Source organism: Shewanella sp. YLB-07 (assembly GCF_009377275.1).
The window spans coordinates 57,079-76,344 of record NZ_VOQB01000009.1; the positions used below are offsets into that span (position 1 = coordinate 57,079).

At 45.7% G+C, this 19,266-nt stretch carries 13 protein-coding genes; 6 read left to right on the top strand and 7 right to left on the bottom strand.

Translation table 11 applies throughout. The annotated features are described in order from the left end of the window. Positions 1–77 precede the first annotated feature (77 nt). Positions 78–758, bottom strand: coding sequence for a PepSY-associated TM helix domain-containing protein (locus FS373_RS19175; RefSeq protein ID WP_152830360.1), 681 nt, complete (start codon positions 756–758; stop codon positions 78–80). Positions 759–1,050: 292 nt separating this feature from the next. Between FS373_RS19175 and FS373_RS19180 the strand changes: the two genes are divergently transcribed. Together FS373_RS19180 and FS373_RS19185 are read left to right on the top strand one after the other, a co-directional pair. Continuing rightward, on the top strand, positions 1,051–2,010 hold the full coding sequence (locus FS373_RS19180) for a GGDEF domain-containing protein (protein ID WP_152830362.1): 960 nt from the start codon (positions 1,051–1,053) through the stop codon (positions 2,008–2,010). Between the two features lie 124 nt (positions 2,011–2,134). Next, on the top strand, positions 2,135–2,560 hold the full coding sequence (locus FS373_RS19185) for a secondary thiamine-phosphate synthase enzyme YjbQ (RefSeq protein ID WP_152830364.1): 426 nt from the start codon (positions 2,135–2,137) through the stop codon (positions 2,558–2,560). Here the strand turns inward: FS373_RS19185 and FS373_RS19190 are convergent. Next, positions 2,535–3,749 carry a nitroreductase family protein gene (locus FS373_RS19190; RefSeq protein WP_152830366.1) on the bottom strand — a complete coding sequence of 405 codons (1,215 nt, stop codon included), beginning with the start codon at positions 3,747–3,749 and terminating at the stop codon, positions 2,535–2,537. The genes FS373_RS19185 and FS373_RS19190 overlap by 26 nt on opposite strands. A gap of 105 nt (positions 3,750–3,854) precedes the next feature. Here FS373_RS19190 and FS373_RS19195 point away from each other — a divergent pair, with 105 nt between their 5' ends. Together FS373_RS19195 and FS373_RS19200 are read left to right on the top strand one after the other, a co-directional pair. Next, positions 3,855–4,427 carry a TetR/AcrR family transcriptional regulator gene (locus FS373_RS19195; RefSeq protein WP_144046316.1) on the top strand — a complete coding sequence of 191 codons (573 nt, stop codon included), beginning with the start codon at positions 3,855–3,857 and terminating at the stop codon, positions 4,425–4,427. Positions 4,428–4,721: 294 nt separating this feature from the next. Beyond that, positions 4,722–5,408, top strand: a complete 687-nt coding sequence (locus FS373_RS19200; protein WP_152830367.1) for a flagellin — start codon at positions 4,722–4,724, stop codon at positions 5,406–5,408. A 132-nt stretch (positions 5,409–5,540) separates the two neighbouring features. On the opposite strand, the gene FS373_RS19205 is transcribed toward FS373_RS19200, so the two are convergent. Continuing rightward, the gene (locus FS373_RS19205; RefSeq protein WP_227993032.1) at positions 5,541–8,876 is read right to left on the bottom strand and encodes a DEAD/DEAH box helicase; all 3,336 of its coding nucleotides are present in this window, start codon (positions 8,874–8,876) and stop codon (positions 5,541–5,543) included. Positions 8,877–9,178: 302 nt separating this feature from the next. On the opposite strand from FS373_RS19205, the gene FS373_RS19210 reads away from it, so the two are divergent. Then, on the top strand, positions 9,179–10,240 hold the full coding sequence (locus tag FS373_RS19210) for a UDP-glucose--hexose-1-phosphate uridylyltransferase (RefSeq protein WP_152830368.1): 1,062 nt from the start codon (positions 9,179–9,181) through the stop codon (positions 10,238–10,240). Positions 10,241–10,379: 139 nt separating this feature from the next. Here the strand turns inward: FS373_RS19210 and FS373_RS19215 are convergent, their stop codons facing one another. From FS373_RS19215 to FS373_RS19230, 4 genes are all read right to left on the bottom strand, one after another. Next, complete coding sequence (locus FS373_RS19215; RefSeq protein WP_144046313.1) at positions 10,380–11,120, bottom strand: cytochrome b/b6 domain-containing protein; 741 nt, start codon at positions 11,118–11,120, stop codon at positions 10,380–10,382. 352 nt (positions 11,121–11,472) lie between these two features. After that, on the bottom strand, positions 11,473–12,687 hold the full coding sequence (locus FS373_RS19220) for an RsmB/NOP family class I SAM-dependent RNA methyltransferase (RefSeq protein ID WP_144046312.1): 1,215 nt from the start codon (positions 12,685–12,687) through the stop codon (positions 11,473–11,475). Positions 12,688–12,885: 198 nt separating this feature from the next. Further along, positions 12,886–14,163 (bottom strand): sugar MFS transporter, encoded by a 1,278-nt coding sequence (locus FS373_RS19225; RefSeq protein ID WP_152830369.1) that lies wholly within the window; start codon positions 14,161–14,163, stop codon positions 12,886–12,888. A gap of 60 nt (positions 14,164–14,223) precedes the next feature. Further along, positions 14,224–15,861 (bottom strand): alpha-glucosidase family protein, encoded by a 1,638-nt coding sequence (locus FS373_RS19230; protein ID WP_152830370.1) that lies wholly within the window; start codon positions 15,859–15,861, stop codon positions 14,224–14,226. 492 nt (positions 15,862–16,353) lie between these two features. Here FS373_RS19230 and FS373_RS19235 point away from each other — a divergent pair, with 492 nt between their 5' ends. Next, positions 16,354–19,176: a TonB-dependent receptor gene (locus tag FS373_RS19235; RefSeq protein ID WP_152830371.1), complete on the top strand. Its 2,823-nt coding sequence runs from the start codon at positions 16,354–16,356 to the stop codon at positions 19,174–19,176. Positions 19,177–19,266: the final 90 nt, after the last annotated feature.

The following is a 19,266-nucleotide window of genomic DNA, read 5'->3' on the forward strand; positions in this document are numbered from 1 at the left end:
TGCTGATGTTGTTAACGTGTCTCTGTTTCCGCTTCATGGAACTCCTTACGTTGATTTATCTATCCCAATACAATGCGCTAAAGCACTTGTGTGACATATACCAAGCCACAGCTACTACTCACTATGACCATGTAAAACAGTGACTTTTTAAGCTTTCTGGTTTGAGGAAGTAACAAGTAGGCACCGCTCATTGAAAACAAAATGATTAACATGGAGCTAATGTCGAGTATCCATTGCCAGGCGAGGCCGGCATTTCTGCCCTTATGCAGATCATTCAATACGGCGATAGCACCGTAATGATGGCTCTCGACAAAAATCCGGTTATCCAGCAGGTCTAAGGTAAAAACCTGATAGGTACCCGGCGCCTTATGCACCAGTGAAATCTCATCTTCACTGAATTGTGCTTGAGTCATATCTACAGACCATTGGCTTTTCATCCAATGACCTAAGGCTGCACGCCATTGTTCTTCATTGCTTTGAGATGTGATGAGATAGTCCGGCAGTGGCACCTCTGAGTATTGTGCCCCCTCTTGGTTGCTATCGAACCACTCTGGATGGTTGAGAGTGATCCCCGTCACGGCAAAAAACAGCATGAGTATTAGCAAAGCCATAGACACATAAATATGAATGGTCCGCGCGATGGACAGAGCACCTCTGCTGACGCGGATTTTTTTTGCTTTTATCCTGGTGGTTTTCGTGACCTTGTCATGGATAACAAGCTGAGGAGCATCTTCTGGTAAAGCTTTTAGTGACTTCATTGCTAATCGTTCGGGCGAGTCAAATCGACCATAGTAAATATTAAATGTGCCGCCACACTAAATGTTAACGATTATCATTATTAGTAAATTTACGTTATTTACTTTCTTGCTAGAGAAACGACCATGAACACAAGATACAGATGTGCGCAATAAATAGGCGATCAAACCCATATCTCTCTTAATAATTAAAGGTTATTAGTCAAATACCGATAAAAACTTAATGAATTAAGGTTTTTAAACTGAATGATGTATAACGAGCGAACCGAGGCAAGATGTTGTGGATGTAGATAGTGTGAATAAAATACCGAGAAATGCCTCAATCGTCTTTCATGTTTCTGCGATTATCACTTTGAGTGTTTTTAGCCTATATCGGATCGGGATCGGTGACTACAAACACGCTGGGTTCTTCTCCTTAGCCATTACCCCGCTACTTTTCTCACTGCTGCGAGAATGGCAATACAAGGCCAACGTACTACAGAAGCAGATCACACTCATCATGGTGAGCATTGCCATCTGTTACAGTTGCCTTTACTTAGGTTACAAAGGCCTTATCTATCTATTTCCTACCATTTTTATTTATTTTTTCCTGTTTAACATTAAGCAAGCCCTGCTCCTATCTATTCTCTATGCCTTGTTCGGACTCGGCTTCGCACTCAACATAGAATCTACGCCAGTCATTGCACGTTATTCCATCGCCATCATAGACTGTATCGTCTTCGGCGCCCTCTTCTCACACATCATCAATAAACAAAAGAATGCCCTATTTTATCTTGCTCATACCGACGAACTGACAGGTATCTACAATCGAAAACGCTTAAAACCCAGTTTAAATAACGCAATAGAAAGCAAGATAAAACACCAGACCAAAACGAGCCTACTCTTGCTCGATCTCGATCATTTCAAACAGATCAATGATACTCATGGCCATATCACGGGGGATTGTGTGTTACGTGCGGTAGCGGACACCATTACACGCCACAAGCCTGTAGACGCTGAGGTCATACGTTTCGGAGGAGAAGAGTTTTTAATCAAGTTGCCGGATACCGACGGTGAGCATGCCGTCATCTATGCTGAGCAGTTGCGGCAGGTTATTTCACAAATAAAACTGCCAGGTGTTTCCCAGCTCATCACTTGCAGCATAGGGGTGAAAGAGCTCGAAGGTGAAAGCTTAGATGAATGGTTAAATGCCAGTGACAAGGCGCTCTACAAGGCGAAAAATGCCGGTAGAAACCGAGTCATCCAGGCCCCTTAAACTTGCGACTCCATAGAGTAAACTCCCCACTCTTTACCTTTATCATTAATACCAGCATCATTAATACAGCCAATGAGTTAACCTGAATATCAATCTCGCTCACTGTCCAATTTAAAGAGTCGTCATGTGGTATCAAACAGAAGTTAATTTACGTGCAAAACCCCGCGGATTTCATCTGATCACAGACGAGGTCTATGATGCGCTTCCAGAGCTTAAAAAACTCAAGGTAGGCTTAGTCCATATCCACCTGCAGCACACCTCGGCCGCATTAACGCTCAATGAAAATGCCGATCCCAGTGTACGGGTCGACTTCGAGCGCTACTTCAATCGTCTCGCGCCTGAGAATGAGCTTTACTATACCCATACCTATGAGGGGCCCGATGATATGCCCGCTCACCTAAAATCGAGTTTACTTGGTGTTTCATTGACGCTCCCTATCACCAATGGCCGTTTAAATCTGGGCACATGGCAAGGGATCTATCTATGTGAGCCAAGAGATTCTGGTGGTAAACGCAGGCTCATTATCACCCTGCAGGGAGAGTATCTTTAGAGATCCAGCTAACATCGTAATGTGGTAGTTCATTAACGTTTTGAGGGGCAGAAATACCTCGCTCTGTTGTTGATACTATTCGAAAGCTACCACCTTGGCCCAATTCATCACACCCCATCTCCCAATTAGCACACCAGATGCCAGTTGCCACTGCTGCATAATATCGTGATGACGTCGCTGCATAGAAGTCTACACGTAGTTGATCGTCAGCAATCTGCGTGCCTACACAACGGGTTGTTTGGCCATTATAAGACGATGGTGACCATTGACAACTTTCGAAGCAGCGTTCGTATTGAATAAAGCTTTCCCCTGTAGTTTTTAATGGTTGAGTCAAGTCGTTATCTGAAAAAAACAGCGACTCCAAGGGTAATCGTTTATGAAATTGAGCATTAAAAATACGAATAAACAAGGGGGTATACCAAGACTTATACCCAATCGCGCAAACACAAATAATGGCATCTTTGTTTTCATCGAATCGTTCATTCAAGACAGATTTAACACTGTTATGATCAGCACCAGGACCGATCCAACAGCTGCCGAGTCCCATTCGCGTTACATCAATGACAACTTTTTGGAGTGTCTTACCAATATCAAGAACCGCTTTACGGTCATATTTTGCAGGAGCAATAGCGATTAGAAAATGACGAGCATTGACAACCGGCCAGATAGTCAACGGCGCATGTACCCATTCCAGGCGAATATTTGACTCACTGAATTTCGGCTCTTTTAAATGTCGAGTCACTGACTCTAGAAGAGCTTGTTCATGCTCATCGGTTAATGGCCGTGTTTGGTAAGAACGACAAGATCTGCGATTACGCATCAGACTAAATACATCACTTTCTTCGTTACTCTTAGGGAGGGGCTCCGGTAAGCGTATGCGTAGTCGAGTTGTAACGATATCGAACAATATGATGGCCAACAGTAGTGTAGGAAGCAGTACAAAAATTGTCGCCACAGATGGTAATAGCAAATAAAGTAATCCACTCATGATATACAGCCCCAACACGATTGGCACTGGCATCAGATATTGCAGCCAACCAGTAAACTGTAAGCGCAGCTTAACACCAACGAAACGAATCAAAAATCGACGCAACCAAGGCAGCTTTATTTTATCTACAATATCGCGTTCATTGGCTCCTAGTGCAGCATAGATAATGTCAGATTTTCGGTTGTGATGTGAATTTGTCATATTCCCGCCCTTATGCAAGTGGATACTTGCATTATATGGAGGTCCATTTCTTTTGCAAGTAAAAGCTTGCACATGGTATGATCAAGAAACAAATTAGGAGTATCGATGCCGCGTAAAATTGACGAGAATAAGCTATTTGGTATTGTAGTTAACGAATGGTTAACTATCGGATATGCCGCCACCACCACAAAAGCTATTGCCAGTATTGCTGGTGTGAATGAAGCAACGCTATTCCGACGATATGGTAATAAGGCCGTGTTATTTGCAAGAGCAATTGATCACCAACTCATTAATACTCCTCTCAGCCTTGTGCAGATATCCGACGATCTGCACGACGATCTTGTTGCGTTAGTTAAATCGTACATTGTCACCTTTGATATCTATGGCGATATTGTTTTTCGTCTCCTTCATGAGATATCTGGCAACCCTGACATACGCGATGCAACCATGAATCTAATAAACAACTTACAAGGTATGGTGAAGATGATTAAACATCACCAAGATCAAAATGCATTAAGGTCTGAATATCCGATGTTAACTCTCACAGCATTACTTGGTCCTATTGCTACCTATATGCTATTTTCACGTACAGGGCTCAACCCAGAACTACCAAAATTCAATGCTCAGGCTCATGTAACAAGTTTTTTGTATGGTCGCAGCATTGTTCCTTCTCTATAGGGATTATCTCGAGTACGGAGAATTATTTTTAAACTCTGAGGTAAAATACCAATCGGTATAACTAGCGTATTGCCCTTCTATGCTCATATCTCTCTCAATTAAATATTCGCTCATCCACAGCCAAGTCCCCAGACCTTTCAAGAAGTAAATCAGTAGATAATGACGAGTTATAACGATTAATAATAACAAGCAGGTTATTACTCTGATTTACTCTAAGTAACTGTGATTATATGTTTGTTTTTTAGACAATACCGTTAGATAATAATATCAGGTTTCAATTTGAGAGAGACAGGTATGAAATTGCCCAGCATTCAGTCATCGAGTCTAAGTAACCTTGAGAAACTGCAAGAGAAACGTAAAGAGCAGATGGAGAAGCTCAGTACCGGGCTCAAGATTAACAAGGCCTCGGACGATCCCGCTGGCCTACAGATCGCCAATAGGCTCACATCCAGTATTAATGAGTCAGGAGTACGTGTAAGAAATGCACTCGATGAGCAGAGCATAATTAACACTCAAGCAGGACAATATGCTTCAATTACTGACAACCTCCTTAGAGCACGAGACTTGACCATACAAGCAGGTAATCCCTTGTACGATAAACAAGCCATACAAGCGGAGCTTGATCAACTGACCGAAGAGATCAATGTCGTCGCGGCAGAAGTACTGGGACAGAATAATTTTATTTCAGGTTTAGATGCGAGTAATCCAAGTGCTTCACTGACCACTATAGACGATGCCTCAGTGATTATAGATGACAATGCCAGCGTTGCAGGAGCTGAGAGTAACGCCATCGACAGCCGAGTCAATAACTACCAAATTAGCAGTATTAATAGCAGCGCGGCACGCTCGCGAATTCAAGATACCGATTATGCCCAAAGCTCGGCAGATTTGCTCAAGACAGAGCTGCAACTAAAAATCGCCGTGATCCTGAAAAAAGATGAGGAGGAGCAAAAAGGCCTACTATTTAATCAGTTTATTTAGCCCTGTTACTAAAGGCAGGGCTATTCTTCTAGAGCTATTTATCCAAAACTATCCATACAGAACCCTTGTGCCAGAGCTATTCATCCAAAACTCCCATTCAGAAGCGTTTTTTCAAAGCGAGTTATTCAAGATTTAGTCATCCAGTTCTATAGGCTTTAATAGCTCAAGCCAGTCATCCCCTGTCATCTCAGAAACAGCCAGACTCTCTTGCTGATAGATACTCTGTGCTAAATTATTTTTAGATTCCTGCAGCAGCTGTATCCTCTCCTCAACGGTATCCTTACAGATAAGTTTATAGACAAACACCGACTTGTCCTGGCCTATCCGGTGAGCCCTATCACTGGCCTGCTGCTCGGCTGCTGGATTCCACCAGGGATCGGTATGGATGACCACATCGGCAGCAGTTAGATTTAGACCCGCGCCTCCCGCCTTCAAGCTAATCAAGAATATCGGCACCTCTCGCTGCTGAAAACGCTCAACCAGTGCCCCTCGATCTCGACTCTTTCCCGTCAGCTCAACGAAGCTAATGCCTAGCTTTTCCAGAAGTTCACCAATCAGACTCAGCATGCTGGTAAAAGAGGAGAAAATTAATACTCTCCTGCCCTCTTCGAGCATGCCGGGCAGCTTAGCGGCAAGCCAGTTTAACTTTCCTGAGCGAGTATTGAGCCTGCCAACATCATCGAGAGGCTGCACTCCATTGGCAGAACCTTGATCACCAAGCTCATCAATATCAGATGTTACTGAGACTGTATCGACATCGGCGCCGGCTAAGTCTGATTGCTGGAGGTGATCGAGTTTGAGTAAGTCGGGATGACAACAGACCTGCCTGAGTTTGAGCAAGGCATTACTGATGGCTAAACGGTTACGTTTCACTCCCGAGACTGACACCGCTTTTCTCATCTCTTCAGACATGGTCAAACGGATCGTTTCATACAGATCCCCCTGAGTCTCGGTCAGGTTTATATATTCATTGATCACCGTTTTATCGGGCAATTCTGTGGCGACCTCAGATTTAAGCCTGCGTAACATGAACGGCGCAATCCGTTGCACGAGCGCCCGGCGACGCTCATCATCTTGCTCTTTTTCAATCGGCACTTGATAATGCCGCTGAAACTGAGCATAGGTACCGAGGAAACCTGGCATCAGGAAGTTAAACAGTGACCATAGCTCCCCCAGATGATTTTCTAAAGGCGTACCGGTTAAGCAGAGTCTATGGGTCGCGGATAAGCTGGAAACCACTCGACTAATTCGACTTCGAACATTTTTGATGGTCTGAGCTTCATCTAAGATCACCACATGAAAGTGTTGCTTGGCCCAAAACTCAACATCTTGTTGCAGTGTGCCATAGCTGGTGATCAAGAGATCGCTGCTATCAATCTTATCTTGTAAACTGTGGCGCTTAGGCCCTGACCAGAGAAGCACCCTAAGTTCGGGGGCAAATGTCCCAGCTTCATGCAACCAGTTGGCTAATAGGCTCGTTGGCGCAACCACTAAACAGGGGCCAGACAGTTTACCGGCCTCTTTATCGAGTAAGATACTACTCAGGGTTTGGATTGTTTTACCCAGACCCATATCATCGGCGAGTATTCCACAAAATTCGTGAGCCTTTAAGAACTGCAACCAGTTTAATCCCAGCTGCTGATATTCTCTAAGCTGCGCATTGAGCCCGACAGGCGGCGAAACAGCAAAATCTATTTGTTTAGCTTTAGCGTCCCGATCTGCTGGGCCTTGGCCACCTGAACTCACTTCTAAATAAGAGTAAAGTTGCTGAGCCTTATTCTGTAACCAGTGACTGCCCTGCCAATGCCAGTCTTTCTTGTTTATTTTATCTCGATCAGCCAATTCTGCAATTCGAGTCAACTGATTCATGGACATAGTTAATGTCTCATCGACTGACAGCGGTTTTCTCTCATACAACTCGACCAGCACAGAGAGAATATGCTTCACTCTGTCGGCGGGCAGAGACAGACGCTGACCGGAGTCGAGCTCCATGAGTATCGTATCTGTGTCGCTTAAGTTTTGCAGCAAGCCCTGTCTTATTGCTTTGACCAGATAGGGCAATAAATTGATCTTCTTGCCATCCACTTCAACACCCAGTTCAAGGTCGAACCATTGCTTATCTGCAGCTTGATGACTCACCTCTCCATACCAAGTCTGGACTTGGGCCAAGCTAAAACGATTGATTAATTGAAAATCAATTGACCAGCCAGCCAACATCAGACGCCTTATGGCAAACATCTGTTGACTCAACATCTCAGGTAACTGGCGATCGCCGAGTAGAAACTGATGCCAGACTATGGGTTCAAATCCAGATGAAAGAAGGGGAAAATCGGACAGCTGAATACTCAGTTCAGCGGCGAGCTTGAGCAGATGCGGTGACTCGCTGGCATGAGCAAAAATGTCAACTAAACCACACTCCAAATCATCGCTGATGAGGGAAAAGCGAGCGACCTGTAAATCCAGATGACTCTGTTCATCCCAGGGAAATTCGATACCCCTGCGATACACTGTAAGTTTAGGCACCCATTCCCTGTCATCATCTGCAACTTGTTGTACATATTCAGTGCGCTGTTTATCGCTGAGTTCACCCAGAGATGGGGGTAATTCGGTCAACACCAGACTCATACTGGCAAAATCAAGGTATTGGCCTGGAGCCACTTGAAGTAAGGCGCCTGGCTCGACAAAATCATCAAGATAATGCGGCTCGACCTTGAGGGGGACTTGCTCGCAATGCAGCCAGAAACAGCGCTGAGTAGAAATTAATTGATAAAGGAACTCACTGTCACACGTTTCTCCTAACCCTAAGGAAAGTGTCTCTTGCTGAGCAGCTCTCGTCTCATCATCCAACACTTGGGCTAATTCTCTTAACCTATGCAGTAAATAAACATCGGTTTGAGTCACAAATTTTGGCAAGCTGCCTCGGTCCAACACCTCAAAGCCTAAATCTGTCTTGATTGAGTATTGACCTAATTTACTGACATAGCCTTTATGGGCGCTCAGGTGCAGTGCACCCTTCCTTGTTGATAACAAGTACACCACTCTATGTCTGGCCATATTAGGATAAGGATCGTAACGTTGACTCAGCTCAGTTCTCAATAACCTGAGTGCGGTATCGGCACGTTTGGTTTCACTCGGATAGGGAATGATAGGGGCTTTTCTGGCCACATAATCGATGGCGATAGCGGCAAGATGAATACAAGGTAACAGTGACTCGCTACACTGGCTGCACACCGTATTAGCGGAGGCAATGACTGGACCCGCAGACCAGTCCAATCTCGCAGTGACGAGTGATTGAATAGTATCACCGACATCAATACCCTCAGTGACTATGCCCAGATCTTTAGCCGAGCTAAACTTCGCAGACAACACAGGTCCGCTGTAGTCAAAGTCAACCACTGTCATTTCCAATAACACCAGCATACCGTCGAATATTACTGACTGGCTAAAAAAATTATCTAGTTGGGTCAATCTTGCCTTCCAATCATAACTATCAATTCATACAAAAAACCAAGGCGACAGCAAACAGCTCACCGCGTCCAAGCTTCTAAACCATTTAAATTAAATCGAAAGGGAGAACTATACCATTGATGGGGCTAAGCCCTATATAGTATTGTTTGATAAACGCCATTTTTCACCTTAATAGTAATTCTATTGGTTACTGAATAAGCCAGTTATATAAAAAACATAGGATAAATGTACAATTCTCTTATCGCTTTTTAGCTTCATTCTTATATAATCCATTCGTATACAATATCCTCCTGTAAAATACTATGACTAGCTTCGATCCTATTGAACATCCACACCGTAGATTTAACCCTCTCACGGCTGACTGGGTACTCGTCTCTCCCCATAGAGCTAAACGTCCCTGGCAAGGCCAGGACGAAGCGACTCCCGATGAACAAGATCAAAGTTATGATAAAGACTGCTTCTTGTGCGCCGGTAATCGACGCATAAGCGGTGAGATAAACCCTGATTATCAATCCACATTTGTATTTGGTAACGACTTTGCGGCTTTAGCCCCCGACACGCCTGCAGCGCCTTTTGATGACGATCCACTAATGCGCAGTGAAAGCGTCCGCGGCTTGAGTCGGGTGATCTGTTTTTCACCGGATCACAGCAAGACGCTACCTCGGCTCACCACAGAGCAGCTACGTCAGGTCGTTGATGCCTGGGAGAATGAAATAACCGAGTTGGGCAAGGAATATGTCTGGGTACAGGCATTTGAGAACAAGGGGGCTGTCATGGGCTGCTCTCAACCCCATCCCCACGGACAAGTATGGGCCAATAGCTACCTGCCGAATGAAGTCAGGAAAAAAGACCATAATTTAAGAGCATATCAGCAAGAGCATGGCCGTAACCTACTCTTGGACTATGTCAAACGTGAAATGGAAGATGGTAGCCGTACCGTAGTCGAGACCGAGCACTGGTTGGCCGTTGTACCTTATTGGGCAGCCTGGCCTTTCGAGACCATCTTAATGCCAAAAAGCCACATTCGAAGGTTCGATGAATTATGTAATGCGCAAAGAGACGATCTAGCCTTGGCCATCAAGAAGCTCACCAGCCGCTATGACAACCTGTTCAATTGTTCTTTCCCCTATTCCATGGGCTGGCACTTCGCGCCATTCAAGCGAGACAGAGAAGGTGAATTAACTGGCAGTGATCATTGGCAGTTACACGGCGTGTTTTACCCGCCACTGCTACGCTCCGCCACGGTAAAGAAGTTTATGGTGGGTTATGAGATGCTGGCCGAAGCTCAGCGAGATCTGACACCTGAGCAAGCTGCAACCAGACTCAGAGATGCCACCGATATCCATTATTTAGACAAAAGCTAATGAGATAAGGGATAAGATAGGTAAATCAGCCAGCTGCATAAGTTAATCCTGTGAGCTGGCTGATACATGACAAAAACTAGATCCTTACTTAAGATCTAGGGCCTAGGTAAAGTACTAGGAAAAAAATCTACATCTAGACTCATTTATCCAGCGGTGTTCCCACTATTCGTTTCTTTCCCGAAAACATGGCCGAGATTATCCCTGGCTGATGACGTAGTTCGGCGATAATCACACCCGCGACATGCAGCACAATCAATAGCATAAGAAAATAGACGCTATACAGGTGTACTGTGCCCGCCAGGCTTTTGTATGGCTTGATCACGGCAAGCTTAGCCTTGTCTACGCCAGTTTCATCGTAAGGCTTAATACTAGTGGCATCGACGCCGTCAGCGGCAATATATTGAGTCACTGCCGCCCCAAATGGCGGATAATAGATATCCGTACCGGCGCGGATCAATCCCGTCGCCATGATCACAGTCAGTATGAGCATGATGACCAGAACAGCGAGTTTACCCGTGGGGTTATGACCTAGGTATTGCGGGTTTTCTCCTGCACGTAAGGCCGTCTGATACTGCTTTATGGCCCCGATTTTTGGTACGTTGTCAGCAAATTTGGCAAATCGATTACCGATAAAACCCCACACAAGCCTTATGATCAGGTTTATTGCGAACAAATAGCCGATAACTGTGTGTAGCTCTTTCAGGCCTATCTTGGCTGCTAACCCCGAGATGCCAATTTCACTCTTAAACAACATAATCAAGCCGACAAACATCAGGCTGAGCACCAATAGCAGGTTAACCCAATGAAACATGCGTGTGGGTCTGTCCCATACACGGTAGGTTTTGTTCTGACTTGTGTCTTCGGTAGTCGATAATGACATAGTGATCCCCCCAGATCTTTACAATACGTCTAATTAAATACTGGCTAATAATATATATAAAGCCATGTCATCATTTTACGCCTATCTGGAATAAATAGGGTTAAGATTTGTTAATTAAACAAGATGTTATGTCGAATAAATGTGTGCTGCAGCACGTTATTGAGAATTAGTTATCTTCGAATCGTCATTGTGACTCGCAATAGGGGGGCGTATTAGGTATCAGAGGGTATAGGTACCAGAGAAATAGGTAAGACTAGAGAATCAGATCAGGGAATAATAAGCTAACAGAGGCGAACAGAGGTGGAAAGTCCACCTCTGTTTCAGTCTCTGTCTCTGTCTCAAGGAGTATCTATTACTCAGAGATGCGTTCAAGCTTAGCCAAGTAGAAGCCATCAAATCCAGAATCAGCCACGCTGATGTTCTCATCTTCGATAAACTTGAAATGCTCATTTTCAGCTAGGAAGGCATCAATCTGATCTCGGTTCTCTTCAGGCATGATAGAGCAAGTGGCGTAGACTAAAATGCCACCCACTTTAACCATGCGGCTGTAGCTCTGCAGGATATGTTTCTGTAGCTCAACCAACACAGGTAAACGTTCAGGCGTATCGCGCCACTTAGCATCTGGATTACGTTTAAGTACCCCTAAACCTGAACATGGCACATCCAGCAGCACACGGTCGGCGCTGAGTTTAAGACGCTTGATAGTCTTAGAGCTGGCAATGATACGAGTCTCTACATTATGAGCGTTGGCGCGGCGAGCACGCTGTTTCAGACTATCGAGTTTCCATTGCTCGACATCCATGGCCAGTAAACGTCCCTTGCCCTGCATCTGAGCCGCGATGGACAAGGTCTTACCACCAGCACCGGCACAGGCATCGATAACCCGCATACCCGGCTTAGCATCTACCGCTGCTGCCACCAGTTGTGAGCCGGCATCTTGCTGCTCGAACCAACCCTTCTTGAAACTCTCGGTGCGAAATAGTGCCGAATCGGAAGTGACTTCCAGTGCAGTATCTACGCCCTCAACCTCTTTGGTTTGAACTTGCTCATTTCTCAGCTTCTTGCCTAGCTCTTCACGAGTACACTTGAGAAGGTTTACTCGTAAATAACGCTTAGGTTGCGTACTTAATGCCGCTCTTTCTTTCGCCCAAGCATCACCGAGCTGGGCCTGACCCATGGTATCTAACCATTCAGGACAACCGTCCCATAACGCTGGCTGAGCCTTGGCTTTCTCCAAACGGTCAAAATATTCTCTCTCATCCACCTGTAATGCATATTGCATCTTAGGCAGTTCGAGTTCATGGAACATGTGCCAAACGTTGAGCAAACGCGTGCCCATGCGTGACATCTCTTCATATTTCACATCGGAAAGATAACAGTAAAGGTTTAATTTACGTAGGATATCTCCGGCGACCACAGTGATACGAGCCTGTTCAGACGGCGCTAATTGTAAGCCCGAGAAATGATGAGAGTAAGCTCTGTCTAAGGGTTTTCCTTCAGATAAAACCATATCTAAAACATTGATGACTAATTCGGTCGAGCTGGGAGAAAGTGGTGAGTTAAGCATGAAATCGCCTGCGGTGGATGCCTGAAAATCAAGACTAAAATAAAAACGTGTGGATCATAGGAGTTAAGCCATCAATACGCAAGTAAAGTCTGGCCCAGCGCTAACTATTTTTGACCATCTGGCACGATTCAATTAACCATCACAAAAATGGCGACCCTGAGGTCGCCATTTTAAGTCTAAATATCGATGTAAAACCCTCTACATTTTTGAGCCCTTGGCCCCATAGAACAAGATAAAGCCATAACAGATAATCGGTAAGAAGAAAGCCTGTTGGATCCCAATGGCATCGGCAGTCACACCTTGAAGAAGTGGCAGGATTGCGCCGCCGACAATTGCCAGACACAAGATGCCAGAACCTTGTGATGTATGAGGACCCAGATCCCGTAATGCCAGGCTAAAGATGGTCGGGAACATGATGGAGTTAAACAAGCCAACCGCCAGTATCGCCCACATGGCCATACTGCCAGTGCTTGTCATGGCCACTGCCACCAACAGAGCGGCCATGAGCGCATTAAAGGCGAGTACCTTACCCGCCTCGACTTTTTGCATCACAACCGAGCCGATAAATCGTCCTATCATGGCACCGCCCCAGTAATAGGCGATATAGTGCGCCGCATCGGCTTCTTTCAATCCAGCTATATGACTCTCACCGAGAAAGTTCACCAGGAAGCTACCAATGGAAACCTCGGCGCCAACATAAACAAATATGCCCACAGCCCCCAATACCAGATGCCTAGATTGCAGAGCGCTAGCCTTGCCCTTATAGCTTATCTGGCCAGTGTCATCTGCTGTATGAGCCTCTATCTTAGGCAGTTTCAGTTTGGCGAAAATGAGGGCTAAAGTCGCCAACATGCCCGAAAGCAAGAGATAAGGTAGCTTAACCACCTCAGCTTCGGCCTGAGCGTGTGCCAAATCAGAGGCTGCCGATGAGGCCACAGACAATATCAATACTGCGCCAAAGAAAGGGGCGACTGTGGTGCCTAAGGCGTTGAACGCTTGCGTCAAATTCAAACGACTCGATGCCGTCTCGCTGCTACCCATGGCATTAACGTAGGGGTTTGCCGCGACCTGTAATAGGGTGATCCCTGACGCCAGCACAAATAATGCGCCTAAGAAGAGCCCATAGGTGGCGAATTCGGCGGCGGGGTAAAACAAGGCGCAGCCCAGACTCGCGATCACCAGGCCAGTCACTATCCCTTTTTGATAGCCTAAGCGTTTAACCAGCTTACCCGCAGGAATGGACACCAAAAAGTAGGCACCGAAGAAGCAGAACTGGATCAGCATGGCCTCTGTGTAATTAAGGGAGAATACCGCCTTAAGATGTGGGATCAAGATGTCATTAAGACAGGTGATAAATCCCCACATAAAAAATAGTGAAGTCAATGACACTAAGGCGAAGCGATAATTCCCTTGGGAGTCGCTGCCCGCAGTGGCCCTTAAATTACTCGTTGTATCCGGATTATACGATGAAGCCATATTGTTATTCTCTATGTTATTTTGACAATATTGGTGTTAACCATTAAATGTGAATCTATTTCACTTCAACTTGACGTATAGGCAGCCAAACCCAGGAAGCTGGATCTCATTATCGATAATGCCTCCCTGAAGTAAACCATGTCCTGTGATGATTTGCTCTCGAGTCATCTCCCCCAAACAAGATGGTAAACCCTGATAGCTAACTGACTTGGCCGACAGATTAAAGCACACAAGACACCTTTGCCCAGCCGTTTCCCTGATGAAGGCAAGAATAGGCTCAGGTGCATCAATAAATCTGATGCTTCCTGTAATTATTGCCTGCTGTTGCTGCCGCCAACTTAGAAACTGGCGATAAGCATTGAGCACTGAGGCTTCATCTGATTCTTGTAGATCAACCGACAAGGCGAGATGATGCTCAGGCACAGGTAACCAAGGTGTTGTATCACTGAAACCCGCATTGCGCTTGTCATGTAACCAGGGCATGGGCGTACGGCATCCATCCCTGCCCTTAAACATGGGCCAGAACGCGATGCCGAAAGGATCTTGCAGCTGATGAAACTCAATAGGGGCTTCACTCAGGCCCAACTCCTCCCCCTGATAGCTACAAACACTGCCTCGCATTGAACATAGCATAGCCGTGAGCATCTTTATCATAGCCGATTGAGTATTGCCTTTTCCCCAGCGGCTAACGACGCGTTGTACATCGTGATTACCTATCGCCCAGCAAGGCCAACCATCACCAATACTCGCCTCGAGCGCCTCGACAGTTTGTCGAATATAACCCGCACTAAAATCATCGGTCAATAACTCGAAGCTGTAGGCCATATGTAACCTATGCTCACCCCGGGTATATTCGGCCATAGTGGCCAAAGAATCTTCAGATGAGACTTCGCCAAGGGTCACCGCGCCTGGGTAACGGTCAATGAGACCTCGCAGATCTTCGATAAAACCCACAGTCTCGGGCCGGGTATTATTGTAATAATGATATTGATAAGCATAAGGATTGTCTTCGCTAAAGCCCCTTCCCTGACGCTTATCTTTAGGCTTAGCCGGATTATCTCTCAGGTCTTGATCGTGAAAACAGAACGTAATCGCATCGAGTCTGAAGCCATCGACTCCCTTCTTAAGCCAAAACTCGACGTTATCAAGCACGGCTTGCCTGACATCGGGATTGTGGAAATTCAGATCAGGCTGGCTGGTGAGGAAATTATGCAAGTAATATTGCTGTCTCCTGGGCTCCCACTCCCAGGCTCCACCACCAAAAATGGCTAACCAGTTGTTGGGCGCCGTGCCATCATCCTTAGGATCGGCCCATACGTACCAGTCTTGCTTGTGGTTGGTACGGCTCTCCCTACTCTCTATAAACCACTCATGCTGATCAGACGTATGACTCAGTACCTGATCGATAATCACCTTGATCCCGAAGCCATGAGCCTTAGCGATGAGCTCATCGAAATCATCCATGGTGCCAAACAGAGGGTCCACCGCCCGATAATCACTGATGTCATAGCCAAAATCTTTCATCGGCGACTTAAAAAAGGGAGATACCCAGATTGCATCGACATTTAGACTCGCAATATAGTCGAGTTTAGCGATGATCCCTTGAAGATCTCCTACACCATCACCATTAGAGTCCATCAAGCTACGCGGATAGATCTGGTAGATGACGGCGCCCCGCCACCAAGAAACTTGAGTCATTGTCGCCCCTAATAAAAAACTAAAGATATGTAACAGACTAACCTGCCCCAGCAACACCCTTGTTGCCTTAACGTTTGTTTGAGGTTACTGGCTGCATATCCTGTTTGAATAAGACGAGCATACGTGAATAGGGAAATAGGGTTCAATATCTCTGCATACGTATGCATAACTTAGCTTACTCTTACCCATGCACCACAATCAAGTTCAAACCTTTTATTATCAAATGATTAGCTACCATTCACGTCAGAGTTTTATCTAGCTTTCAACCCTTAAGCCGCCTAATTTTATATCACTCGGATCTTTTGAATACGTATGCACAAGATTGTTTTGCTAGGATAGGCGGGAGTAACATCTTCACCGTACCGCAACAAGTTGCGTACAAGTACAATAACAGGCAGATCTAATTCACAACCTCATATGCATTATCTGTGTTTTGCCGTGACTGCTGAGAATAAAAAATAAAAGTGAAAAGAGTAAATAAGGGGAAGATGGATGTTTCAATTTAAACCTAGCTTGTTAACCATAGCGCTAATCGCTGCCGGCGCTAGCATGCACACCTACGCCGCCGATGAAACCACAAAAAAAGAGTCGACCGTAGAAGAAGAGTCGATCGAAGTTATCGAAGTTAGAGGCTTTCGTACCAGTTTAATTAAGTCTCTTAACAGTAAACGTTTTGCAGACACGGTATCTGAGAACATCTCAGCAGATGATTTAGGTGCCCTACCGGACCAATCCATCGCAGATGCCTTGACTCGACTCCCCGGTATTACCGCAGTGCGTACCGGCGGCCAAGCCAGTGGGCTTAACATTCGCGGACTCGATGGTGACTTCGTATTCATGACCTTAAACGGGCGTGAGCAGGTAACAACAGGCGATAAGCGAGCCATTGAGTTCGATCAATACCCATCAGAGCTTATCAATCAGGCCACAGTATATAAGTCGCCTAAAGCGTCACTCATCGAAGGGGGCGTAGCTGGTACGGTTGAGCTAAAAACCGCCGATCCACTTCAAGCCAGTAAAGAACACAACTTTACCGTCAACCTACGTGGCAGCTTCAACGATAAAGCCGGTGATGTGAGTGATGCCGATGACTTAGGTAACCGTTTAAGCTTCTCTTATCAAGGTAAGTTCCTCGAAGAAACCTTAGGCCTTGCACTGGGTTACGCCCATCTATATCAACCTTCCGTCTCCAGCCAATTTATAGGTCTACAGTATCCATCTTGGCAGAGAAGAGACGTTAACGGTGATGGCAGCGATGACAACATCAGTGAAGGCTTCGAGATGCAGCAAAAAGGCGGTGAAGAGACCCGTGACGGCTACATGGGTGCCATTCACTGGCAGCCTAATGATAACTGGAGTATAAAAGGCGATCTGTTTCACTCGAAATTTGATTCCGAAACCTTTGCCAGAGGCTTTCGCGTCAAGTCTTTAGCCAATGGTAATATCAGTAATGCCACAGTCGAAGATGGCACCATGACTGGCGGCACAGTGTCTACCGACGGCACAGATAATTTCGCCGTATTTGTGGTGAACGACAACGACTCAAAGTACTCGGAGCTGACTTCTGGCGCATTCAATATCGAATGGAACAATGGCGATGCCTTAACCCTAGCAGCGGATATCAGCTACTCGAAAGCCGACGGTAAGTTTGTTAACGGCGGAACGCGCGCTGTGATCTACGATGATATGGACAATCAGATCCGCTCGGCGGAATCGGTTACCTACCAGCTTAACGGCTTAAACCCAGCCGATGTCAACTTCGCTAAGGATTACACCGACACATCGACATTAGGTCTGCGCGAAGTGGGCATGTGGCCATACGATCAGCAAAACGATCTTATTGCCTACAAGCTAGATCTAAATTATCAGTTATCAGATTCTTTTATCTCATCTGTCGATGTGGGAGTTCGTTACTCTCAGCGAGAATTTAACGCTCAGCGTTCTCAGGCCGGATACGGTTCAGAATTTGGTAATAATCCAGATCATATGCCGGTCATCAGACTCACAGATGACATGACTGAAGTCGTTAACTTCGGTGGTGATCTATCCGGTTATCCAAGTTTCTTAAAAATAGATTTCGATAAAGCGGTGGATTTAGTTAATGCTCAACTCGCCTCAACGGGTAACGATCCCTTCTCTCCGAGCGCTAACTGGGAAAATAATTGGACCCTGATCCAGAGCGGCTCGGTCAATGAAGATGTATTGGCGGGTTATGTTCAGGCAAATCTGGATTTCGAAATCGGCAATCTTCCCGTCACCGGTAATATCGGCGTACGCGTTGTCAATACCGATCAATCCAGTAAAGGTCTACAGCAAGTTGGTTTCGGCTTAGGCGAAGAGATAGCCGATGATAATGGGGTGATCAGCTCTGACTATATCCGTAATGAGGTAGGTAAAACCTACACAGATTACCTACCTTCGTTAAACCTGAACTTTCACCTAACCGAAAATGATCAAATTCGTTTCGCCGCAGCATCTGTTATGGCTCGCCCACCAATTAACAAGCTAAAGTCTGGTATGGGCTCCTGGTACGATGACACATCGACACCTGGTGAGAAAAAGTACAATGCCTGGGGTAACACCAGTCCACTACTGGACCCTTTCTACGCCGATCAATATGATATTTCCTACGAGCACTATTTCTCGGACACTGAAGGCGCGATAGCGATTGCCTTGTTCTATAAAGATATTAAATCATTCATCAATGATTTTACCGTCCAACCATTCGATTTTGAAGCCGCAGGCTTTATCGTACCCGATACGATTGTCGAAAATGGTGTTGAATACCCGGTAGTGAAAGATGAGGGTCAATATCAGACAGCAGTCAACAACGATAATGGCGGTTATATCCGCGGTATCGAGCTGGCTTATACCCAAGTCTTCGATTTCCTTCCCGATGCATGGAGTGGTCTAGGCTTCACCGGCAGTTACTCCTTCTCCGACAGTGAAGTTGAATTTGAAACAGACCTAGGCGGCGAACCACGTGCAATCTCGCTACCAGGCCTTTCTGAACATGTGGTTAATACAACCGTGTTCTATGGTTACGAAGGTTTCGATACCCGCGTCAGCATGCGCTACCGCAGCGAATATGTGTCTGAGCAAGTGGGCGTTGAAACTCAGTATGCCTACTTTGCCCCCGAGACAATTATCGATTATCAAGCATCTTATGCCTTGGATAATGGCCTTAAGTTTCTCTTTCAGGTGAATAACCTGACAGATGAACCAAGCAAGACTCACTTCGGTGAAGAGTACCAAACAGGTACAATCCAGACATTTGGCCGTCAGTACTTCCTGGGCCTAAGTTACACCCTGTAATGTGATGTCAATAACGCCTGCTTCACCATGAAGCAGGCTTTTTCATTTTTTGTATCAGATTTTCACAACGTTAATATTTTACTATTGAGT

What these genes read in the sequence shown, in the direction of transcription:
- FS373_RS19215 (WP_144046313.1), bottom strand. Translation starts at nt 11,120, where the DNA reads ATGTCATTATCGACTACCGAAGACACAAGTCAGAACAAAACCTACCGT.
- FS373_RS19200 (WP_152830367.1), top strand. Translation starts at nt 4,722, where the DNA reads ATGAAATTGCCCAGCATTCAGTCATCGAGTCTAAGTAACCTTGAGAAA.
- FS373_RS19190 (WP_152830366.1), bottom strand. Translation starts at nt 3,749, where the DNA reads ATGACAAATTCACATCACAACCGAAAATCTGACATTATCTATGCTGCA.
- FS373_RS19195 (WP_144046316.1), top strand. Translation starts at nt 3,855, where the DNA reads ATGCCGCGTAAAATTGACGAGAATAAGCTATTTGGTATTGTAGTTAAC.
- FS373_RS19175 (WP_152830360.1), bottom strand. Translation starts at nt 758, where the DNA reads ATGAAGTCACTAAAAGCTTTACCAGAAGATGCTCCTCAGCTTGTTATC.
- FS373_RS19185 (WP_152830364.1), top strand. Translation starts at nt 2,135, where the DNA reads ATGTGGTATCAAACAGAAGTTAATTTACGTGCAAAACCCCGCGGATTT.
- FS373_RS19220 (WP_144046312.1), bottom strand. Translation starts at nt 12,687, where the DNA reads ATGCTTAACTCACCACTTTCTCCCAGCTCGACCGAATTAGTCATCAAT.
- FS373_RS19235 (WP_152830371.1), top strand. Translation starts at nt 16,354, where the DNA reads ATGTTTCAATTTAAACCTAGCTTGTTAACCATAGCGCTAATCGCTGCC.
- FS373_RS19225 (WP_152830369.1), bottom strand. Translation starts at nt 14,163, where the DNA reads ATGGCTTCATCGTATAATCCGGATACAACGAGTAATTTAAGGGCCACT.
- FS373_RS19230 (WP_152830370.1), bottom strand. Translation starts at nt 15,861, where the DNA reads ATGACTCAAGTTTCTTGGTGGCGGGGCGCCGTCATCTACCAGATCTAT.
- FS373_RS19210 (WP_152830368.1), top strand. Translation starts at nt 9,179, where the DNA reads ATGACTAGCTTCGATCCTATTGAACATCCACACCGTAGATTTAACCCT.